An 18,794-nucleotide genomic window follows, 5' to 3' on the forward strand; every position below is an offset into this window, starting at 1 on the left:
ACGACACGGAAGGCAACCGCGTGACGGTCGCGCCCCGCGAGCAACTGCCGACCCTACGTGGGCGGCAGACGCAGGCGGCCATCGACGCGGCAGCCCGGGCGGTCGTCGCGCGCAAGGGAATTCTCGCGACGACGATCTCGGACATCGCCGCGGAGGCCGGCCGGTCGACCGCCTCGTTCTACAACTACTACGACTCCAAGGAAGCGATGGTCCGCGAGTGGGCGGTGCGCTTCCGTGACGAGGCCCGCGACCGGGCGCGGGCCGCTGCCGCGCCGGATTTGAGCAACTCCGAGCGCGCCTACCGTGCCGCCGCCGCACACTGGAACACCTACCGCCACCGGTTGGCGGAGATCATCAGCGTCTCGCAGCTGGCGATGGTCAGCGACGATTTCGCTCAGTATTGGGCCGAGATCTGCGAGCTGCCAATAGAGCTCGTCACCTCGATGGTGAAACACGCTCAGCAGCAAGGGTTCTGCACCGGCGACGATCCACACCTCATTGCAGTCGCGCTGGTATCGATGCTCAATCAGTTCTGCTATACACAGTTGAGCGGTGACGGTGCGAAGACCGCCGACGACGATGCGTGCATTACGACGTTGGCCAACATCTTCTACCGCACCATCTACTACGAGGGGACTTCGCCGAGATGACGAAGAATTCGGGGGGATCGAGCACGCCGGGCGTGATGCGGGAGTTCATCGGGATGGACTCCCCGACCGCTCGGCGCGCCGGCTCTGGCGGGCACCCGTGCCAGGGCATCTACTACCGCGGGGTGGGCCGAAAGCCGAAGGTGGCCATGATCGCCACCCACTATCAGATCGACTTCTCGGAGCACTACCTTGCGGACTACATGGCTACCCGGGGGGTTGGATTCCTCGGCTGGAACACCCGCTTCCGCGGCCACGAGAGCAGCTTTCTGCTCGACCATGCGTTGGTCGACGTCGGCGTCGGCGTCAGGTGGCTTCGCGAGGTTCAGGGCGTAGAAATCGTGGTGCTACTCGGGAATTCGGGTGGCGGTTCGTTGATGGCGGCCTACCAGGCCCAGGCGGTCGACCCCAACGTGACACCATTGGAGGGGATGCGGCCCGCCGCCGGGCTCACCGAGCTGCTGCCCGCCGACGGCTACGTCGCAAGTGCGGCACACCCTGGCCGCCCCGATGTGCTCACGGCATGGATGGACGCCGCCGTCGTCGACGAGCTCGACCCGGTCGCGAGCGATCCCAAGTTGGACGCCTTCGACGAGCACAATGGGCCGCCGTACTCCGCTGCCTTCATCAAGCGTTACCGCGCGGCGCAGGTGGCCCGCAACCACGCCATCACCGATTGGGTCGAGCGCGAGTTCAAACGTGTTCGCGCGGCGGGATTCTCGGACCGACCGTTCACCGTGCTGCGTACGTGGGCCGATCCGAGGATGGTCGACCCGAGCATCGAGCCCACCAAGCGTCCGGCGAACATGTGCTACGCCGGGGTGCCCGTCAACGCCAACCGGTCGGCCCACGGGATCGCGGCGGCCTGCACCCTGCGGAGCTGGCTGGGCATGTGGAGCCTGCGCCACGCGCAGACGCGGGCCGAGCCCCATCTAGCCCGCATCGACTGCCCGGCCCTCGTCATCAACGCCGAGCAGGACTCCGGGGTCTACCCGTCCGACGCGCAACGCATCCACGACGCGCTGGCCGGATCCGACAAGTCGATGTGTTCGATCGACTCCGACCACTACTTCACCACCCCCGGGGCCCGCAGCGAGCAGGCCGACGTCATCGCCAAGTGGATCGCCAAACGGTGGCGCTGACGGTCCTCGCCCACTTCACACCCGGGCAAAAGGTGATGGAATTCCTTGCTCCGCACTCGGATTGGCTCGACGTCCGGTACTGCGCCGAGGATGACGACGACACCTTCTACCGGGAGCTACCGAGCGCAGACGTGATCTGGCACGTGCTGCGGCCACTGTCGGGTGCCGACCTCGAGCAGGCAACGCGGTGCCGACTGGTGCACAAGCTGGGCGCAGGGGTGAACACCATCGACGTCGACACCGCTACGCAACGCGGCATCGCCGTGGCCAACATGCCGGGCGCCAACGCGCCGTCCGTCGCCGAGGGCGCCATCCTGCTGATGCTCGCCGCCCTGCGCCGGCTACCCGCACTGGACCGTGCCACGCGGAAGGGACACGGCTGGCCGTCGGACCCGACGCTCGGCGAAACGGTGCGGGACATCGGCGGTTGCACCGTCGGCCTCATCGGGTACGGCAACGTCGCCAAGCGCGTCGAGACGATCGTGACCTCGATGGATGCCCGCGTCCTGCACTCCAGCACGCGCGACGACGGACAAGAGGGCTGGCGGTCGCTGCCGGACCTGCTCGCTGCGAGCGACATCGTGTCGCTGCACCTGCCGCTCACCGATGCCACCGCGGGCTTGATCAACGCCTCGACGCTGGCGCTGATGAAGCCCGACGCCGTGCTGGTCAACACGGCTCGGGGGCCGATCGTCGACGAGCAGGCCCTGATCGACGCGCTGTCCACGGGTCGGCTGGCGGCGGCCGGCTTGGACGTGTTCGCCGTCGAACCCGTTCCCGCGGACAACCCACTGCTCGCGCTCGACAACGTCGTCGTCACACCACATGTGACCTGGTACACCGTCGACACGATGCGGCGGTACCTGACCGAGGCCGTCGACAACTGTGCACGCCTACGGGACGGCCGGGACCTGATGAACCTAGTGAACGAGGTACCGGTTCAGCGGTCCTAAAGACCCGAGTACTCTCGTTCCCAACCCACCGGTTGATCCGCCGATGTCCTCCAAGGAGCAGGTATGCCCATCGCGATCCTTTCCGAGCACAACGATCTCGCCGATTCCGTCCGCGACCTGGTGAAGCGCGTCGCGCCGTCCGAGGTGCTGCACGAAGCGATGGAAACCCCCATCTCCAATCCACCGCCGTACTGGAAGGCCGCCGCCGAGCAGGGCCTGCAGGGCGTGCACTTGTCGGAAACCGTTGGCGGACAGGGCTTCGGAATCCTCGAGCTCGCCATCGTGCTGGCCGAGTTCGGATATGGTGCGGTGCCCGGCCCCTTCGTGCCGTCGGCGATCGCCAGCGCGCTGATCTCCGCGAACGACCCCGAGGACAAGCGTCTCGAAGGGCTCGCGTCGGGTGACGTCATCGCCGCCTACGCGATCGACTCTGGGCTGACCGCGACCCGGCAGGGCAGCGGCCTGGTCATCCGCGGCGAGGTCCGGGCCGTGCCCGCCGCCGCGCAGGCCGCGTTGCTCGTGCTGCCCGTCGCGATCGACAGCGGCGAGGAATGGGTGGTGCTCGACGCCGAGGTGCTCGAGATCGAACCCGTCGCCAGCGTCGATCCGCTGCGGCCGGTCGCGCACGTGCGGGCCAACGCCGTCGAGGTCGGCGACGACCGCGTGCTGGCGAATCTGAGCCGCGCTCGTGCCCGCGCCCTGATGTCGACGCTGCTCTCCGCCGAGTGCGTCGGCGTCGCGCGCTGGGCCACCGACACCGCCGCGGAGTACGCCAAGATCCGCGAACAGTTCGGCCGCCCCATCGGTCAGTTCCAGGCCATCAAGCACAAGTGCGCAGGGATGATCGCCGAGACCGAGCGGGCCACCGGTGCGGTCTGGGATGCGGCGCGCGCCATCGACGAGGACGACTCCTTCGAGTTCGCGGCGGCCGTAGCCGCCACGCTGGCCCCCGTCGCCGCGCAGCACTGCACGCAGGACTGCATCCAGGTTCACGGCGGCATCGGCTTCACCTGGGAGCACGACGCGGGTGTCTACTACCGGCGGGCCATCGTGCTGGCCGCCTGCTTCGGCCGGGCGGCCGACTACCCGCAGCGGGTGGTCGACATCGCGACGACCACCGGGATGCGTTCGATCGACCTCGACCTCGACCCCGACACCGAGAAGCTGCGCGACGAGATCCGCGCGGAAGTCGCTGCGCTGAAGGCCATTCCGAGCGAGGAGCGCACTACTGCCATCGCCGAGGGCGGCTGGGTGCAGCCACATCTGCCCAAGCCGTGGGGCCGCTCGTCCGGACCGATCGAACAGATCATCATCGCCCAGGAGTTCTCCACCGGCCGGGTCAAGCGACCCCAGATGGGCATCGCCGCCTGGATCATCCCGTCCATCGTCGCGTTCGGCACCAACGAGCAGCAGCAGCGCTTCCTGCCGCCGACGTTCCGCGGCGAGCTGATCTGGTGCCAGCTGTTCTCCGAACCCGGCGCGGGCTCCGACCTCGCGAGCCTGACCACCAAGGCCACCAAGGTCGACGGCGGCTGGCGCATTACCGGCCAGAAGATCTGGACCACCGGCGCGCAGTACTCGGAGTGGGGCGCGCTGTTGGCACGCACCGACCCGTCGGCGCCCAAACATCAAGGCATCACGTACTTCCTGCTCGACATGAAGGCCGAGGGCGTCGAGGTCAAACCGCTACGCGAGCTCACCGGCAACGCCATGTTCAACACCGTCTACATCGACGACGTGTTCGTGCCCGACAGCATGGTGCTCGGCGAGGTCAACCGCGGCTGGGAGGTCAGCCGCAACACGCTCACCAACGAGCGTGTCTCGATCGGTAGCAGCGAGCCGCCGTTCCTCGCCAGCCTCGACCAGTTCGTGCAGTTCTTGAAGGACGGTCACTTCGACCAGATCGAGCAGCACGAGGCGGGCCGGCTGATCGCGGAAGGGCATGCGGCGAAGCTGCTGAACATGCGGTCCACGCTGCTGACGCTGGCGGGCGGCGACCCGATGCCAGCGGCGGCCATCAGCAAGCTGCTGTCGATGAAGACCGGCCAGGGCTACGCCGAGTTCGGGGTGGCGTCCTTCGGCACCGACGCGGCAATCGGCGATCACGGCGAGGCATCCGGCAAGTGGGCCGAGTACCTGCTCGCCGGCCGGGCCACGACGATCTACGGCGGCACGTCCGAGGTGCAGCTCAACATCATCGCCGAGCGGTTGCTCGGTCTACCGCGCGATCCCTAAGGCCACCCCCACGCGGCGCACCGTTTCGCATTCCCGGGCAAATTCGGGCTCCGTTGCTTGTGCATGACCCGCCTAGTGCTCTTACGCTCCCAGTAGTTTGCAATGGGAAACAGGGGCCTAGGAGTTTCGATGGTCGACGGGGCGACCAACATGCCTGCGCTGCTACAGAGCCGCACCGGGGAGGCCGGAGCAATCGCGCGGTTCCTCGACGCAACGCAGTCGGGCTGACGGTGTCGGAACACCGCGTCGCCGGATGGCGTCGGCTGCTCCTGCCCGAGCGACGGTGGGACGCGCTCGCGATCGTGGCCATCGTGCTCGGCGCCGTGCTCAGGGTCGTGTGGATACTCGTCATCCATCATCCACAGGGCTCCGTGTACTCCGACATGAAGGGATACGTCACGCGGGCCGAGCGGCTCGCGTCCGGTGGGCCACTCGGACCGAACGACGCCTTCTATCCCCCAGGCACGCAGCTGCTACTGGCGTTGCCGATCAAGATCGTTGGCATCGAAGCCGGATTGTGGGCAGCGGCGGTGCTGTGGTGCGCGATGTCCACCGCCGTCGTATGGCTGGCGTGGCGCTTGGCCAGAGACCTGTTGACCCCGGCCGCGGCTGGCCTCACGGCAGTGATGTGCGCCGGGTCGCCGCTCTTCATCTCCTACGGCGGCTTCTTCACGTCGGAGACGCCGGCGCTGGCGTTCTTGCTCACGGCATTGTGGTTGGGACTGCTCGCCACTCGTCGAACGGGTCCCACAGCGGTTTGGCTGGCGCTGGTGTCCGGGCTTTCGGGGGGTGTTGCCGTCGCAGTTCGTCCGCAATTACTGCTCAACGTAGTGATGCTGGCGGCCATCGTGCTCTTCGTCTTTCGCAAGCGGATTGCCCCTTTTGCGAGTCTGGGAGCGGGCCTGTTCGCGGTGCTCTTTCTGGTCGTTGCGCACAACACCGTGGCGACAGGACAACCGACCGGATTGGCGACGAACGGCGGCCTGAACTTCTGGTTTGGACATTGCGAAGTCGGGAGGGTGACCACGCACGACCCCAACGGGCAGCAGACCGCGTGGTTTGAGCAGTCCGTGCCCGATCAATTGGGTCGCGGCGGTCAGTATGCGTTCAACGGAATCAATGTCTGGGACGAGGACTTCTTCTTCGAGCTGGGCTGGGATTGCATCGAGCAGGACAAGGAAGCACACGTGTTTCGGCTGGCCCGAAACGTGCTCGATATGACGGCTACGACGGTGCCATTTCCGCAGTCCGACGAACGCGGGTGGGCCAGAGATCTCGTGCAAGCGGCCAACGTGGGGTACGCGGTGTTGTTGCCGTGGGTGGTGATCGAATCGCTCTTCACGGTCTTTCGCCGGCGGCGGGCACTGCGGCCCCTGGGCGAGGCATTCATGCTCGCGAACCTCGCATGCGCAGCGGTAGTGGCAATGCTCATCCTCGGCGATCCGCGCGTGCGCAGCGTGTACGACGTCTTTGGGCTGGCACTGTTGTCGGCCCTGCTAGCCGACCGCTTCAATCTTGATGAACCCGAACGGCCGCGGCACCCAGAGCACCCTTGACTTCGGTGGACATCGCAAACGATAGGGAAAACACCCTATTCCGGCTGACGCTCGCGCGAATTTTCGTCAGTTCACGAATGGCGTTTGCTGCAGCTCAACATCATCGCCGAACGTTTGCTCGGACTACCGCGCGATCCCTAAGCCCTTGTGAGAGTGTTCGTGTGTGGCCACGGCCGTCGACGATCTTCTTGATGCGGCTTCGGTGGGTCCCGCTGGGCTGATCATCGAGGGCGAGCCCGGCATCGGGAAGACGACGCTGTGGGTGAAAGCGATCGACCGGGCCCGCGAGCGTGGCTTCGCGGTGCTGTCATCGCGGCCGGCACAGACCGAGTCCGTACTGGCCTACGCGTGCCTGGCCGACCTACTGAGCTCCGTCGACCCCGAGCTCTGGGCTGACCTACCGCGACCGCAGCGGCACGCGGTCGACCGGGTACTGCTGCGTGCTGAGGGCGACGAAGCCGCGACTGACCGACGTGCGGTGGCCGCCGCATTCCTGTCGGTGCTCGAAGCACTGGCGCGCAGGACGGCCGTGCTGTTGGCTATCGACGACCTCCAATGGGTGGATCTGTCCAGCGTGCACGTGCTCACCTTCGCTGCGCGCCGCACCACCGGCCGCATCGGGGTGCTCGGAGCGGTCCGCACCTCGGCGGACTCGGCACCGGCATCCTGGCTTCAACTCCCGCGCCCCGAGACACTGCGTCGAATCACCCTGCCTCCGTTGACCCTCGGGGCAACACAAGCGATGGTGGCGGATCGACTGGGCCGCTCGTTCCCCCGACCCACCATGGTCAGGATCTACCAGACCTCCGGCGGAAACCCTTTCTACGCAATCGAACTCGCGCGGGCGATTCATGAGAACCCCGACCGTGGCATGGAGCTGCTTCCCAGTTCGCTGAATGAGTTGGTCCAGGCCAGGATCGTGGGATTCGACTCGACGACTGCCACCGCACTGCTCGCCGCCTCTTGTACTGCCGTGCCGACCGTCGACCTAGTCGCGGCAGCCGTGGAGCGGGAACCTTCGCGTCTGCTCGAGATGCTGGAAGCCGCTGAGCAAGAAGGGATTATCCACCTCGACGGGGCGAGCATCCGGTTCTCTCATCCGTTGCTTGCCAGGGGCGTCTACTCGGGAGCCTCAGCTGCCAGCCGGCGTGCGATGCACCGCAGACTCTCCGAACTCGTCGAGGAACCAGAACTTCAGGCCCGCCATCTGGCGCTCGCCACGACACAGGCCGATCCAACAACGCTGAAGGCACTGGACGTGGCCGCCGAAATGGCCCGGAGCAGAGGCGCTCCCGACGCCTCGGCGGAGCTCGCCGCCCTGGCCATCCGGCTGGGTGGCGAGACGCCGGAGCGTCGTATCCGGTTGGCGGGGTATCACTTCAACGCCGGAGACTCCGAGCGGGCCCGCGTGCTGCTCGAGCAGACGATCGACGCCATACCGGCTGGAGCGTTGCGCGCGCGGGCGATGTATCTGCTTGGCGTGGTGCGCATGTTCGACGACAGCTTCACCGACGCCATCGACGTGCTGCAGCAGGCACTCGACGAGGTTGGCGACCACCACGCGATGCGGGTCGCGATGTTGGTCATCCTCGCCTTCGCACAAACGAATTCCGGACACGATGCCGCCGCGCTCGACAGGGTCGACGAGGCCGTCGCGCTGGCCGACCGCCACGGAATGCCGAGCCTGCTCAGCCAAGCGCTTGGAATGCAGGTCACCCTGCGGTTCATGGCCGGCCGCGGACTCGACCAGGTCGCCCTGGACCGGGCCCTGGAGTTGGAGGACCACCGCAACACCGTTCCGATCGCCATCCGACCCAGCGCGCAAAGCGCTCTATTGGCGTCGTGGAGCGGGCGTTTCGCCGAGGCGGGCGACGCGCTTGCCGCACTGCGCCGCCGTTGTATCGAGCACGGCGAGGACAGCGAGCTGTTCTTCGTCAGCTTCCACAGTGCGATCACGGCGATCTGGCGGGCAGACTTCCCGGCCGCAGAGCGCGCAACAGAGGATGCGGAAGAACGTGCGCCGCAACTCAACGGCGACGTCCCGAGATACGTCGCACTCGTCACCCGGGCGCTGCTGGGCGTCCACACCGGTGATGTCGAGACGGCCCGCCGCGATGCAAACGAGGCCCTCGCTGCGGGCGTGCGATCCGGCGCGGCCAACCTGTCGCAGTGGCCGGTGATGGCGTTGGGCTTCCTCGAGGTCTCCCTCGAAAACTACGAGGCGGCCCTCGACATGCTCGACTCGTTGTTGGCCCGCCTGCGTGGTGCCCCGGACTCTACCGAGATCGTCGCCGCCTGGTTCCTTCCCGATGCCGTCGAGGCGCTGATTCAGTTGGGGCGATTTGCCGATGCCGAGTGGTGGATAGACCTTCTTGAACGCAACGGTCGCCGACTCGACCGGCCGTGGATGCTCGCGGTCGGCGGACGATGCCGCGGGATGCTGTTGGCCGCCAAGGCAGACGTCGACGCGGCGGTTCAGTGCATCGAAGAGGCGATGAAGCAGCATGACCGAGTCGAGATGCCCTTCGAGCGAGCGCGGACGCAATTGGTGCTCGGTCTACTTCAACGCAGGCAACGCCACCAGGGCGCGGCGGCGACGACGCTCGGCGAGGCATTGCGCACCTTCGAACGGCTTGGCACCACCGTCTGGGCGGAGCGCACCCGCGCCCAGTTGGGGCGGGCCAACATCGGGCCCCGAGGTGGCGCCGAACTGACCCCATCCGAACAACGCGTGGCCGAACTCGCCGCCACCGGGATGACCAATCGCGACGTGGCCGCCGCACTGTTCATCAGCCCGAAGACCGTGGAGGCCAATCTTTCTCGGGTATACCAAAAGTTCGGCATCCGCTCCCGGGCGGAACTCGGCCGACGCATGGGGGACCCCTCGGAGTAGGAGGTCCAGCTGAACATCATCGCCGAGCGTTTGCTCGGTCTACCGCGCGATCCCTAAGCCCGTGTGAGAGTGTTCAAGGGTGGCCCACCGCAACGTAACCGGCGGGGCCGGTGGGCCGGCGGTCGACGATCTTCTTGACGCGGCATCGGTGGGTCCCGCTGGGCTGATCATCGAGGGCGACCCCGGCATCGGCAAGACGACGCTGTGGGTCGAAGCGATCGACCGGGCCCGCGAGCGTGGCTTCGCGGTGCTGTCATCGCGGCCGGCGCAGACGGAGTCCGTACTGGCCTACGCGTGCCTGGCCGACCTGCTGAACTCCGTCGACCCCGAGCTCTGGGCTGACCTTCCGCGACCGCAGCGGCACGCGGTGGACCGGGTACTGCTGCGTTCTGATGGCGACGAAGCCGCGACTGATCGGCGCGCGGTGGCCGCCGCATTCCTGGCGGTGATCGAAGCACTGGCGCGCAGGACGGTCGTGCTGTTGGGCATCGACGACCTCCAGTGGGTGGATCTGTCCAGCGTGCACGTACTCACGTTCGCTGCGCGCCGCGCCACCGGCCGCATCGGGGTGCTCGGAGCGGTCCGCACGTCGAAGGACGCGTCGCCCGCGTCCTGGCTGCAACTCCCGCGACCCGAGCAGCTGCGTCGAATCACTCTGCCTCCGCTGAGCCTCGGGGCGATACAAGCGATGGTGGCGGACCGACTGGGCCGCTCGTTCCCCCGGCCGACAATGGTCAGGATCTACCAGACCTCCGGTGGAAACCCCTTCTATGCACTGGAACTCGCTCGTTCAATTCACGGGAATCCCGCCCCTGGCGCCGAAATACTTCCTGGCTCCCTGAACGAGTTGGTAGAGGCCAGGATCGGCGCTGTCGACACCGCAACTGGGGCCGCGCTGCTTGCCGCCTCTTGCCTCGCCGCGCCAACCATCGAACTGGTGGCGGATGCGGTGTCGACCGACCCCCAGCTCTTAGTGGGGCTGCTGGAAGTCGTTGAAGGACAAGGGATCATCCGCCTCGACGGGACCCACATCCGGTTCACCCATCCGTTGCTGGAAAGGGGCGTCTACTCCAGGGCGTCGGCCGCGGACCGGCGTGCGACGCATCGCCGGCTCGCAGAGGTGGTCGAGGAGCCCGAACTTCAGGCCCGCCACCTCGCGCTCGCCGCGACCAGTGCCGACCCGACCACGCTGCGCGCCTTGGACGCGGCGGCGGAGATCGCGCGCCGCCGGGGGGCTCCCGAAGCCTCGGCGGAGCTCGTCAGCCTTGGGGTGCGGTTGGGCGGTGAGACGCCGGAGCGCCAGATCCGTTTGGCGAGTTACCATTTCAGTGCCGGAGACGCGGAGCAGGCCCGCGCCCTGCTCGAGAAGACCGTCGACCGCACCGCCGCCGGACCCCTGCGCGCCGGGGCGCTGTACCTGCTGGGCGTGGTGCGGATGTTCGACGACAACTTCATCGAGGCGGCCGAGCTACTGGAACGCGCACTAGACGAGGCCGAGGACAATCTCGCGTTGCGCGTCCAGACGTTGGTCACGCTGTCGTTCGCCCATTTCAACTCAGGCCAACTTGGCTCGGCGATCGAAAGCGTCGAGCGCGCCGTACCCGACGCCGAACGGCTTGGGCTGCCGGACCTGTTGGGCCAGGCGCTGAGCATGCGGGTGATGCTGCGCTTCTTTCATGGCGACGGCTTCGACGAGCCCGGCATGGACCGGGCGCTCGCGCTGGAGGACCTCGACGTGCTCGTCCCATCGGCCTTTCGCCCCAGCGTGCAGCGCGCCTTGCTACTGGCCTGCATCGGGCAACTCGACGTAGCCCACGATGAGATGTCGGCGATGCGGCGGCGCTACCTCGAGCGCGGTGATGAGAGTGGACTGCTCTTCATCGATTTCCACGCCGTCCTCCTCGAGATTTGGCGAGGCGATTTCGGCGAGGCCACTCTGGTCGCCGAGAGCCTGGTCGAGCGCACACGGCAGCTTGGCGGCGACTTCCCGCTGTGCGTGGGCCTGACGGCTCGGGCCGCGCTGGCCGCGTATGCCGGGCGGGTCGATCAGGCGCGCAGCGACGCCACCGAGGCGCTCGCGGCTGGCCGACGCACCCACTCGCACCTCCTATCGCATTGGCCGGTCACGGTCCTGGGGTTTCTCGACGTGTCACTGTGCAACTACGAAGCGGCGCTCGTCACCCTGCAACCGCAGCTATCCAGGCTCGAGGCAGCACCGGACGGCACGGAGATCATTGGCGCCTCGTTCGTGCCCGATGCCGTCGAAGCGATGATCAGCTTGGGTCAGCTCGCCGAGGTCGCGCCCCTGATCGAGCGGTTCGAACGCAACGCCCGCCGGCTGGACCGGCCGTGGATGTTGGCCATCGGAGCGCGCTGCCGGAGCATGCTGCTGGCCACCGGTGCAGACATCGACGGTGCCGTGCGGGCGGCCGAAGAGGCGATGGTGCAACACGACCGGGTCCCGATGCCCTTCGAGCGCGCCCGCACGCAGCTGCTGCTCGGACAACTTCAGCGTCGGCAGCGACGCCAGGACGCCGCTTCGACCACGCTGACCGACGCCCTGGACACGTTCGAACGCCTCGGTACCCCAGTGTGGGCGGAACGTGCCCGCGCCCAGCTCGCGCGCACCAACGTGGGACCGCGAGACGGCGCCGCACTGACCCCTTCCGAACAACGCGTCGCCGAACTCGCTGCCAGCGGAATGACCAACCGCGACATGGCATCCGCACTGTTCATCAGCCCAAAGACGGTCGAGGCCAACCTTTCCCGGGTGTACCGCAAACTCGAGATTCACTCGCGGGCTGAACTCGGCAGGCGGATGAGGGACATCACGGGGTAGAGAGGTACGTGCGTAGGGAAACACCCGATATATCCGAGTCCCTGCGCAAATTAGCGTCAGCGCCATGAGCAAGCGCAGGCGGGTTTCCAAGGTTGGAGGGTTGGCCGTCGTCGCCTATCTCGGCGTGGCGGTTGCCACTGGCCAGGGGGTGGCTTCGGCCGATCCAACGGATTCGGAGTCGACGTCATCGACGACCGAAGCTGCCTCGTCGGCCGAATCTCCGGCCGCCCCCGGCGTCGAGCCGTCGACTTCCCCGGCGTCGCCAGCCGCCGACGAACACCGCAACGACGCCGCTCCGGCAGCCGAGGCGGACCCTCGATCGGGAGTAGTGCAGAGTTCCGGTGGCGCGCACACCGGAACCTACTCGAGCGAGGCCGCAGCCGACGACGAGACAGCCGACGACGATGTCGCCGAGGATCAGACAACGGACGAGACAGCACATTCCGATTCGAAGCCCGAGCCGACGACCATCAAGGACAAGAGCCAGGCGCAGAGCACCCCGCAGGCCCCGGCCTCCATCGCTGCCCCGCCAGCCGCGGCCCCGGTGGTCTCGACTAGTACGACACCCAACGCCTCCATCGCACACCGCGCGGCCGATGTCACGGCCGAGCCCGCACCCGTCGCCCGAATGGCAACGCCCGCAGCGCTATCCGCCGCCATCGTCGAGCAGGTGGCGCCAACGGTACCGGCAGCGGCACCGTTGGCACCGGTCAGTCTGGTGACGACAATGTTGTCCGCCATCGGGTTCGCACCGTTGGTCACCAACGGCCCGATCGCTCCGGTCGAACCGCCCACCCTGTGGGCGGTCCTTGCGTGGGTACGACGCCAGTTCCAGGTGACGTTCTTCAACCGGACGCCGACCGCGACCCCCGTCCAGCTCACCCAGAGCGAAGGCGTGATCACCGGCACGATCGGCGCCGTCGACCCCGACGGTGACCGGCTGACCTACACCGTCACCCAAGGTCCCGCCCGTGGCACCGTCGTAGTGACCGCCGACGGCAACTACACCTACACGCCGAACACCGCGCTGGCCGCGTCCGGTGGAACCGACACGTTCACCGTCCTCGTCGACGACAACACCACCTTCCACCTCCACCTGTTCAACGGAACTGGTCGGATCTCGGTCCCCGTCGGAGTGACGGTCAACGCGCCTCCGACGGTTGTCGTCCCGCCCACGGTGGGAACGCCGAACGCCACCACAGGCGCGGTCAGCGGCGCGCTGAATGTCATTGACCCCGAAGGCAAGCCGCTGACGTACACGATCACGTCGGCACCGACCAACGGCCAGCTCACCGTGACCCCGGCGGGCGTATACACCTACACGCCGACCGTGGCCGCGCGCCTGAAGGCCGCCCTTCCCACCTCCACACCACCGGCTCAGGCCCGCGCCGCAGGCGATCCCAACACGGACACCTTCACCGTGACCGTCAGCGACGGTCTGTCGAGTACCACCGTCACCGTCACGGCACCCATTGCCGCAGCGTCGCTCATCGGCCAAGGGGCGATCCCGACCGGCGACGGACCGGTCGAGATCGCAGTGGGTCCCGACGGCCGCGTATACATTCCGAACTACGTCGACGAGACCATCTCCGTCTTCGACCCGGCGACCAACGAGACGACGACCTTCTCCTCACCGCCCGGCACCGGGCCACTGGTGGTCAGCCCGAACGGCGAACTGCTCTACGTGACCCAGGGGCAGATCGGTGGACCGAATTTCGTCAGAATCATCCGGACCGCCGACAACAGCACCGCCGCCCTGATTCAGATCGGCACTGGCAACGGCGACGTCGCCCTCTCCCCCAACGGAACCCGGCTCTACATCGCCACCAACGGCAACGACACCGTCACCGTGATCAACACCTTCACCCAGTCGATCATCGCGGAGATCCCCGTCGCGGGTAGGCCGACCGGACTCGCCGTCACCCCCGACGGCACCCGGGTCTACGTCACCAGCCAGAACAGCAACACGGTATCCGTCATCGACACCGCCACCAACACTGTCATCAAGACCATCACGGTCGGCACCATGCCGTACTACGGCGTCGCATTCACCCCGGACGGACGCCGCGCCTACGTCACCAACTTCACCAATACGACTGAGCCAGGGTCGGTCTCGGTCATCGACACCGACCCCACCAGCGCCACGTACAACACCGTCATCGCCACCGTGACGACCGAAGTCTCGCCCTTCAGCGCGGCCGCGAGCCCCGACGGCAGCGTCGTGTACGTCGTCAACGCGTCTGGTTCGCTGTCGGTGATCGAGACGGCCACCAACACCGTCATCAAGGTGGTCGCGCTGAACACCACCGGGAACATCGGCGCCCAGAACGTCGTGGTGAGCCCGGACGGCACCCACGTCTACGTCACCAGCCTGGGCGACGATCAGGTGAAGTCGTTCCTAGTGGGTGCCCCACGCGTGTACGACGTCGTCGACACGATCACGGTTCCGCCCGCTCCGTTGCACCTCGCGCTGAACCCCGCGGACAACAGCATCTGGGTCAGCAGCCTGGGCTCGTACGTCTCGTTCGTCGACCCCGACCGCACAGTGACCAACTTCGGCGAGGCATTGGATCACGGCGTGTACGGGCTCGCCATCACTCCGGACGGCAGGTACGCCTACCTCGCCGACTTCGGCAACCCGGTCCAGGTGTTCGACACCGTCACGCGGACACCGGTGGCGACCATCCCGATTCCCGGCGGCGGAATCGTGAACTTCATCAACATCAGCCCGGACGGCAAGTATGCGTACCTCGTCAACGAGAGCAATTCCCTGGACACCGTCACGGTCGTCGACACCGCCACCAACACGGTCGTCGGATCGGTTCGACTCCCCGACGTCTCCGCGGGCTCGCCGACGATCTCACCGGACGGCGCCTACCTCTACCTGGTCAACAGTCGCGATGGCAACGTGTTGCAGATCGACACGGCGACCAAGGCCGTCACGAAGACCATCGCGGTCGGCAACGGTGCACAGTTCGTGGTCGTCAGCCCCGACGGCACGACGCTCTACGTCACGAACTACGGCGTCGCCGTCGGCTCAGAGCCGGCGAGGGGGAAGGTGTCCGTCGTCGACGTCGCCACTGGAGCCGTCACGACCATTGCCCTGAACGGCATCGAACCCTGGGTTCCGGTGCTCAGCGCCGACGGCACCCGGCTGTACGTCGCACAGAGCGGGTTCAAGAGCGTCGCGGTCATCGACACCACGACGAAGAGCCTCATCTCCGTCGTCAACGTGGGTAACAACCCCCGCGGACTCGCGATCAGTGCAGACGGCCAGTTCCTGTACGTGGCGAACTACGACGACGCCACCGTGTCGGTGATGAAGATCGCCTGACGCGCAACGGGGTCAGCTTGCGGGTCCGACGTAGGGAAACACCCGATTCCTCGTCTGCGCTCGGCGAATAGCGTCACGCCCATAGGGCGGGCGGTAGCTCGCCGGAGCAGAAGGAGGAATCACAATGGCGCGCAAGCTGACGAAACATTCCGAGCTGGCTCCGCTTTCGGTGCTGATACTCGTGACACTCGGCGGATTCGGCTCGCAGGCGACGGCTGTCGCCGATCCCCTGCCGTACGGGCCAGATACCTGCATTCAAGGATTCGTCTGGCGTGAGGCGCAGTCGGGCGACACCGTCTGCGTCACCCCGGCCATCCGCACCAGCACGGCGCAGCAGAACCAGGCCGCCGGCCAGAACGTCGAGCCGAACGGCGGAGCCTACGGACCCGCCACGTGCAAGCAAGGATTCGTCTGGCGCGAGGCCTTCTCGGGCGACACCGTCTGCGTCACCCCGGCCGTCCGGAGTCAGGCGGCCGCCGACAACGCCGCCGCGGCGTCGCGCAAGGCGGCGAATGCGCCCCAACCGACACCGACACCGGCACCGGCCCCACCGCTGTGTCTGCCGGACCCATTGGGTGTCTTCCCAGGTTGCTAACGGCGCGCTTATCATCACCTCGCGGTCTTTGGACGGAGGTCACCCACGAGCGCCGACGTCACGCTGCGCCAGCTGCGCTATTTCGCCGTGCTGGGCGAAGAGCTGAACTACCGGCGCGCCGCCGAGCGACTATTCATCACCCAGCCGGCGCTGTCGACCGCCATCAAGCAACTCGAGCACCAGTTCGGCGTCGTCCTATTCACCCGTAGTACCCGCGAGGTGGCCCTGACCGAGCTCGGCGCGGCGTGGTTACCCGAAGTGCAGAAGGCGATCTCGGGCGTCGAGCACGTCGTCGACACCCTCGTCGCCCTGGCCCAGCGCGATCGCCGCATCCACCTGGGCTATCTGATCGGCACCGGAGCCGACCTGCTGTTCAAACTGGTCCGCCACTTCGAGGCGGCTCAACCCGACATCACCTTGGAACCAAGGGAATTCGACTTCACCGACCCGACGGCCGGGCTCGCCGACGGCACCACCGAAGTGGCCATAATCCGGCCGCCCGTCGACCTACCGGACCATCGGATGTTCATCCTCGACGCCGAGGACTGGGTGGCGTGCCTCCCGCGGGACCACCGACTGGCCCACCGCTCCGAGGTGTCCATCACCGAGTTGCTCGACGATCCCATCGTGGTCGCGCCGGCCAGCGCCGGGCGGTGGCGGGACTACTGGATGGCGATGGACGTCAGGGATAGGCCGCCCACCATCGCCGCGGTGGCCGCGACGTACGAAGAGGAGACGACCACCATTGCCCGTGGACTCGGCATCAGCTTCACCAGTGAGGCCAGTGCGCGACTCTACGACCGGCAGGGCATCGCCTACGTTCCGATCGTCGACCGCCCGCGCAACTTCACGGCGCTGGCGTGGAATCCGTCGACGCTAAGTCCGGACGCCGCAGCGCTCGTCAGCCACGTCCGCGACCAATGGAGCTTCGGCGAAGGCGGGGCACGTGAACGGCCGGCAACTGATTACTGACCCACTGATAAACACAAGTTATCAGTAGATCAGTTATTCGAACTTCCGCACTCCTGGTCAAAGGGGTTTTCTTGGTGCACCGACCCTAAGTCTGGAGTAAAGATGACCGATATCGCGTCCACCGACGCCAAGGCTCCGGAACCCGTGAGTACCGAAGATGCCAACCTCGAGCAGTTCGGTTACACCCAGAAACTCGACCGCTCCGTTGGCAAGCTCGCGTCGTTCGCCATCGGCTTCGCCACGATCAGCGCTACCACCGCAGTGTTCACCGGCTTCGGCGCGGGGTACTTCACGGCGGGCGGTCCCTTCGTGTGGACGCTGCTGCTCGCGGCGGCGGTGTTCCTCATCTGGGTCTTCATCGCTGCGGACCTGACCGCGAAGATCCCGCTGGCCGGTTACGCCTACCAGTGGACCAGCCGGATCCACGGCTCCACCCTCGCCTGGTTCACCGGCGTCATGGCGCTGGCCGGATGGATCTGCGGCATGACCGGCGTCGGGTTCATCCTCTCCGGCTATCTCGGCGGCCTGTTCGGCTGGGACATGAGCCAGACCGTCCAGATCTTCGTCGCCATCGGCGTCATGGCCGTTTGCATGCTCGTCAACATGTACGGAGTGCGGTTCGCCACGATGGTGAACAACATCGGCGTCAGCCTGGAGTTCGTCATCACCATCGGTGCGACGATCCTGGTGGCGATCGTCGCCTTCTCGTCGCCCGAGAACCACCAACCCTTCTCGGTGCTGTTCACGGGCGGCACCTCCGATGGCAGCACCCCGTACATCCTGGCCTGGCTCGCGGCCTCCCTCGGACCGTTCTTCGGCCTGATCGGCGTGGAAGCCAGCGCCGACGTCGCCGAGGAGACCAAGGACGCGCGGCACGTCATTCCGCGCACCATGTTCTACGCGCTGAGCGCCTCGATCGTGATCGAGTTCCTGATGTACGTCGTCTACGTGCTGGCCATCAAGGATTCCGCAGCCGTCGAGGCCGCGACCGGTGCTCCGATCGAGGAGATCATCACCCAGCAGGTGGGCCCCGTCATCACGAAAATCGTTGTGGCGGTAGCACTCACGAACGTGATGGCCTGCATCCTGGCCAACATCCTGGTGGCTACCCGGCTGACCTACTCGATGGCCCGCGACAACATGCTCCCGTTCTCACACGTCTGGCGGCACGTGTCGCCCAGCAATCGCACGCCCACGTACGCGGTGCTGGGACTGTTCGGATTCTCGACGGCGCTGCTGCTCTTGGCCCTGGTCAGCGAGAAGGCCTTCTTCCTCATCCTCGGCCTGTCGGCACTCGCCGTGTTCGCCACCTACGTGCTGCAGACGATCGCCCTGCTCATCGGGCACCGCCGGGGTTCCATCCCGACCGCTGAACCGGGCACGTTCGACCTCGGCCGCGCTCGCATGCCGATCTACGTCGTCGGCCTGATCGTGTTCACCCTGGTGTGTGCGGCGCTGATCTTCCTACCGCAGTTCGCAGGCAACGGTTATGTCTTCCTGGGTCTCGTCGTCCTGGCCGGTATCTGGGCAGTCACCGGCTTGCGCAAGCGGCTGGCCAACGGCGAAGCGGGACCCAACTTCGCCAAGACTCACCTTTCCTGAATCTCACTACTTACCAAAGGAATTGC

11 protein-coding genes are annotated in these 18,794 nt (G+C 66.7%); all 11 read left to right on the top strand.

All coding sequences use genetic code 11. From position 1 onward, the window contains the following. Positions 1–20 precede the first annotated feature (20 nt). The 11 genes from SLQ33_RS21000 to SLQ33_RS21050 all read left to right on the top strand — a co-directional run bounded on the left by SLQ33_RS21000 (position 21) and on the right by SLQ33_RS21050 (position 18,768). Positions 21–650: a TetR/AcrR family transcriptional regulator gene (locus SLQ33_RS21000; protein WP_319455800.1), complete on the top strand. Its 630-nt coding sequence runs from the start codon at positions 21–23 to the stop codon at positions 648–650. Continuing rightward, positions 647–1,789 carry an alpha/beta hydrolase gene (locus SLQ33_RS21005; protein WP_319455801.1) on the top strand — a complete coding sequence of 381 codons (1,143 nt, stop codon included), beginning with the start codon at positions 647–649 and terminating at the stop codon, positions 1,787–1,789. The genes SLQ33_RS21000 and SLQ33_RS21005 overlap by 4 nt, the downstream gene beginning before the upstream one ends. Then, complete coding sequence (locus tag SLQ33_RS21010) at positions 1,786–2,742, top strand: 2-hydroxyacid dehydrogenase (protein ID WP_319455926.1); 957 nt, start codon at positions 1,786–1,788, stop codon at positions 2,740–2,742. The genes SLQ33_RS21005 and SLQ33_RS21010 overlap by 4 nt, the downstream gene beginning before the upstream one ends. A 63-nt stretch (positions 2,743–2,805) precedes the next feature. Continuing rightward, entirely contained in the window at positions 2,806–4,977 is a 2,172-nt protein-coding gene (locus SLQ33_RS21015) for an acyl-CoA dehydrogenase (protein ID WP_319455802.1), read from the top strand. Positions 4,978–5,207: 230 nt separating this feature from the next. After that, positions 5,208–6,533 (top strand): ArnT family glycosyltransferase, encoded by a 1,326-nt coding sequence (locus SLQ33_RS21020; protein ID WP_319455803.1) that lies wholly within the window; start codon positions 5,208–5,210, stop codon positions 6,531–6,533. Positions 6,534–6,696: 163 nt separating this feature from the next. Continuing rightward, positions 6,697–9,426 (top strand): helix-turn-helix transcriptional regulator, encoded by a 2,730-nt coding sequence (locus SLQ33_RS21025; protein WP_319455804.1) that lies wholly within the window; start codon positions 6,697–6,699, stop codon positions 9,424–9,426. 79 nt (positions 9,427–9,505) lie between these two features. Next, positions 9,506–12,265: a LuxR C-terminal-related transcriptional regulator gene (locus SLQ33_RS21030; RefSeq protein WP_319455805.1), complete on the top strand. Its 2,760-nt coding sequence runs from the start codon at positions 9,506–9,508 to the stop codon at positions 12,263–12,265. A 64-nt stretch (positions 12,266–12,329) separates the two neighbouring features. Continuing rightward, a complete protein-coding gene (locus tag SLQ33_RS21035) occupies positions 12,330–15,599 on the top strand; it encodes a beta-propeller fold lactonase family protein (protein ID WP_319455806.1) in 3,270 nt (1,089 codons plus the stop codon). 124 nt (positions 15,600–15,723) lie between these two features. Next, positions 15,724–16,194, top strand: a complete 471-nt coding sequence (locus tag SLQ33_RS21040; RefSeq protein WP_319455807.1) for a hypothetical protein — start codon at positions 15,724–15,726, stop codon at positions 16,192–16,194. 72 nt (positions 16,195–16,266) lie between these two features. After that, positions 16,267–17,166, top strand: a complete 900-nt coding sequence (locus SLQ33_RS21045; protein WP_319455927.1) for a LysR family transcriptional regulator — start codon at positions 16,267–16,269, stop codon at positions 17,164–17,166. Positions 17,167–17,268: 102 nt separating this feature from the next. Further along, entirely contained in the window at positions 17,269–18,768 is a 1,500-nt protein-coding gene (locus SLQ33_RS21050) for an APC family permease (protein WP_319455808.1), read from the top strand. Positions 18,769–18,794: the final 26 nt, after the last annotated feature.

Origin of the sequence: Mycobacterium sp. RTGN6 (genome assembly GCF_033804605.1) — a bacterium.
Lineage (GTDB): Bacteria > Actinomycetota > Actinomycetes > Mycobacteriales > Mycobacteriaceae > Mycobacterium.

Bases quoted from the DNA above. Each gene is read 5' to 3' on its own strand.
- SLQ33_RS21015 (WP_319455802.1), top strand. From the start codon at position 2,806: ATGCCCATCGCGATCCTTTCCGAGCACAACGATCTCGCCGATTCCGTC.
- SLQ33_RS21005 (WP_319455801.1), top strand. From the start codon at position 647: ATGACGAAGAATTCGGGGGGATCGAGCACGCCGGGCGTGATGCGGGAG.
- SLQ33_RS21050 (WP_319455808.1), top strand. From the start codon at position 17,269: ATGACCGATATCGCGTCCACCGACGCCAAGGCTCCGGAACCCGTGAGT.
- SLQ33_RS21040 (WP_319455807.1), top strand. From the start codon at position 15,724: ATGGCGCGCAAGCTGACGAAACATTCCGAGCTGGCTCCGCTTTCGGTG.
- SLQ33_RS21035 (WP_319455806.1), top strand. From the start codon at position 12,330: ATGAGCAAGCGCAGGCGGGTTTCCAAGGTTGGAGGGTTGGCCGTCGTC.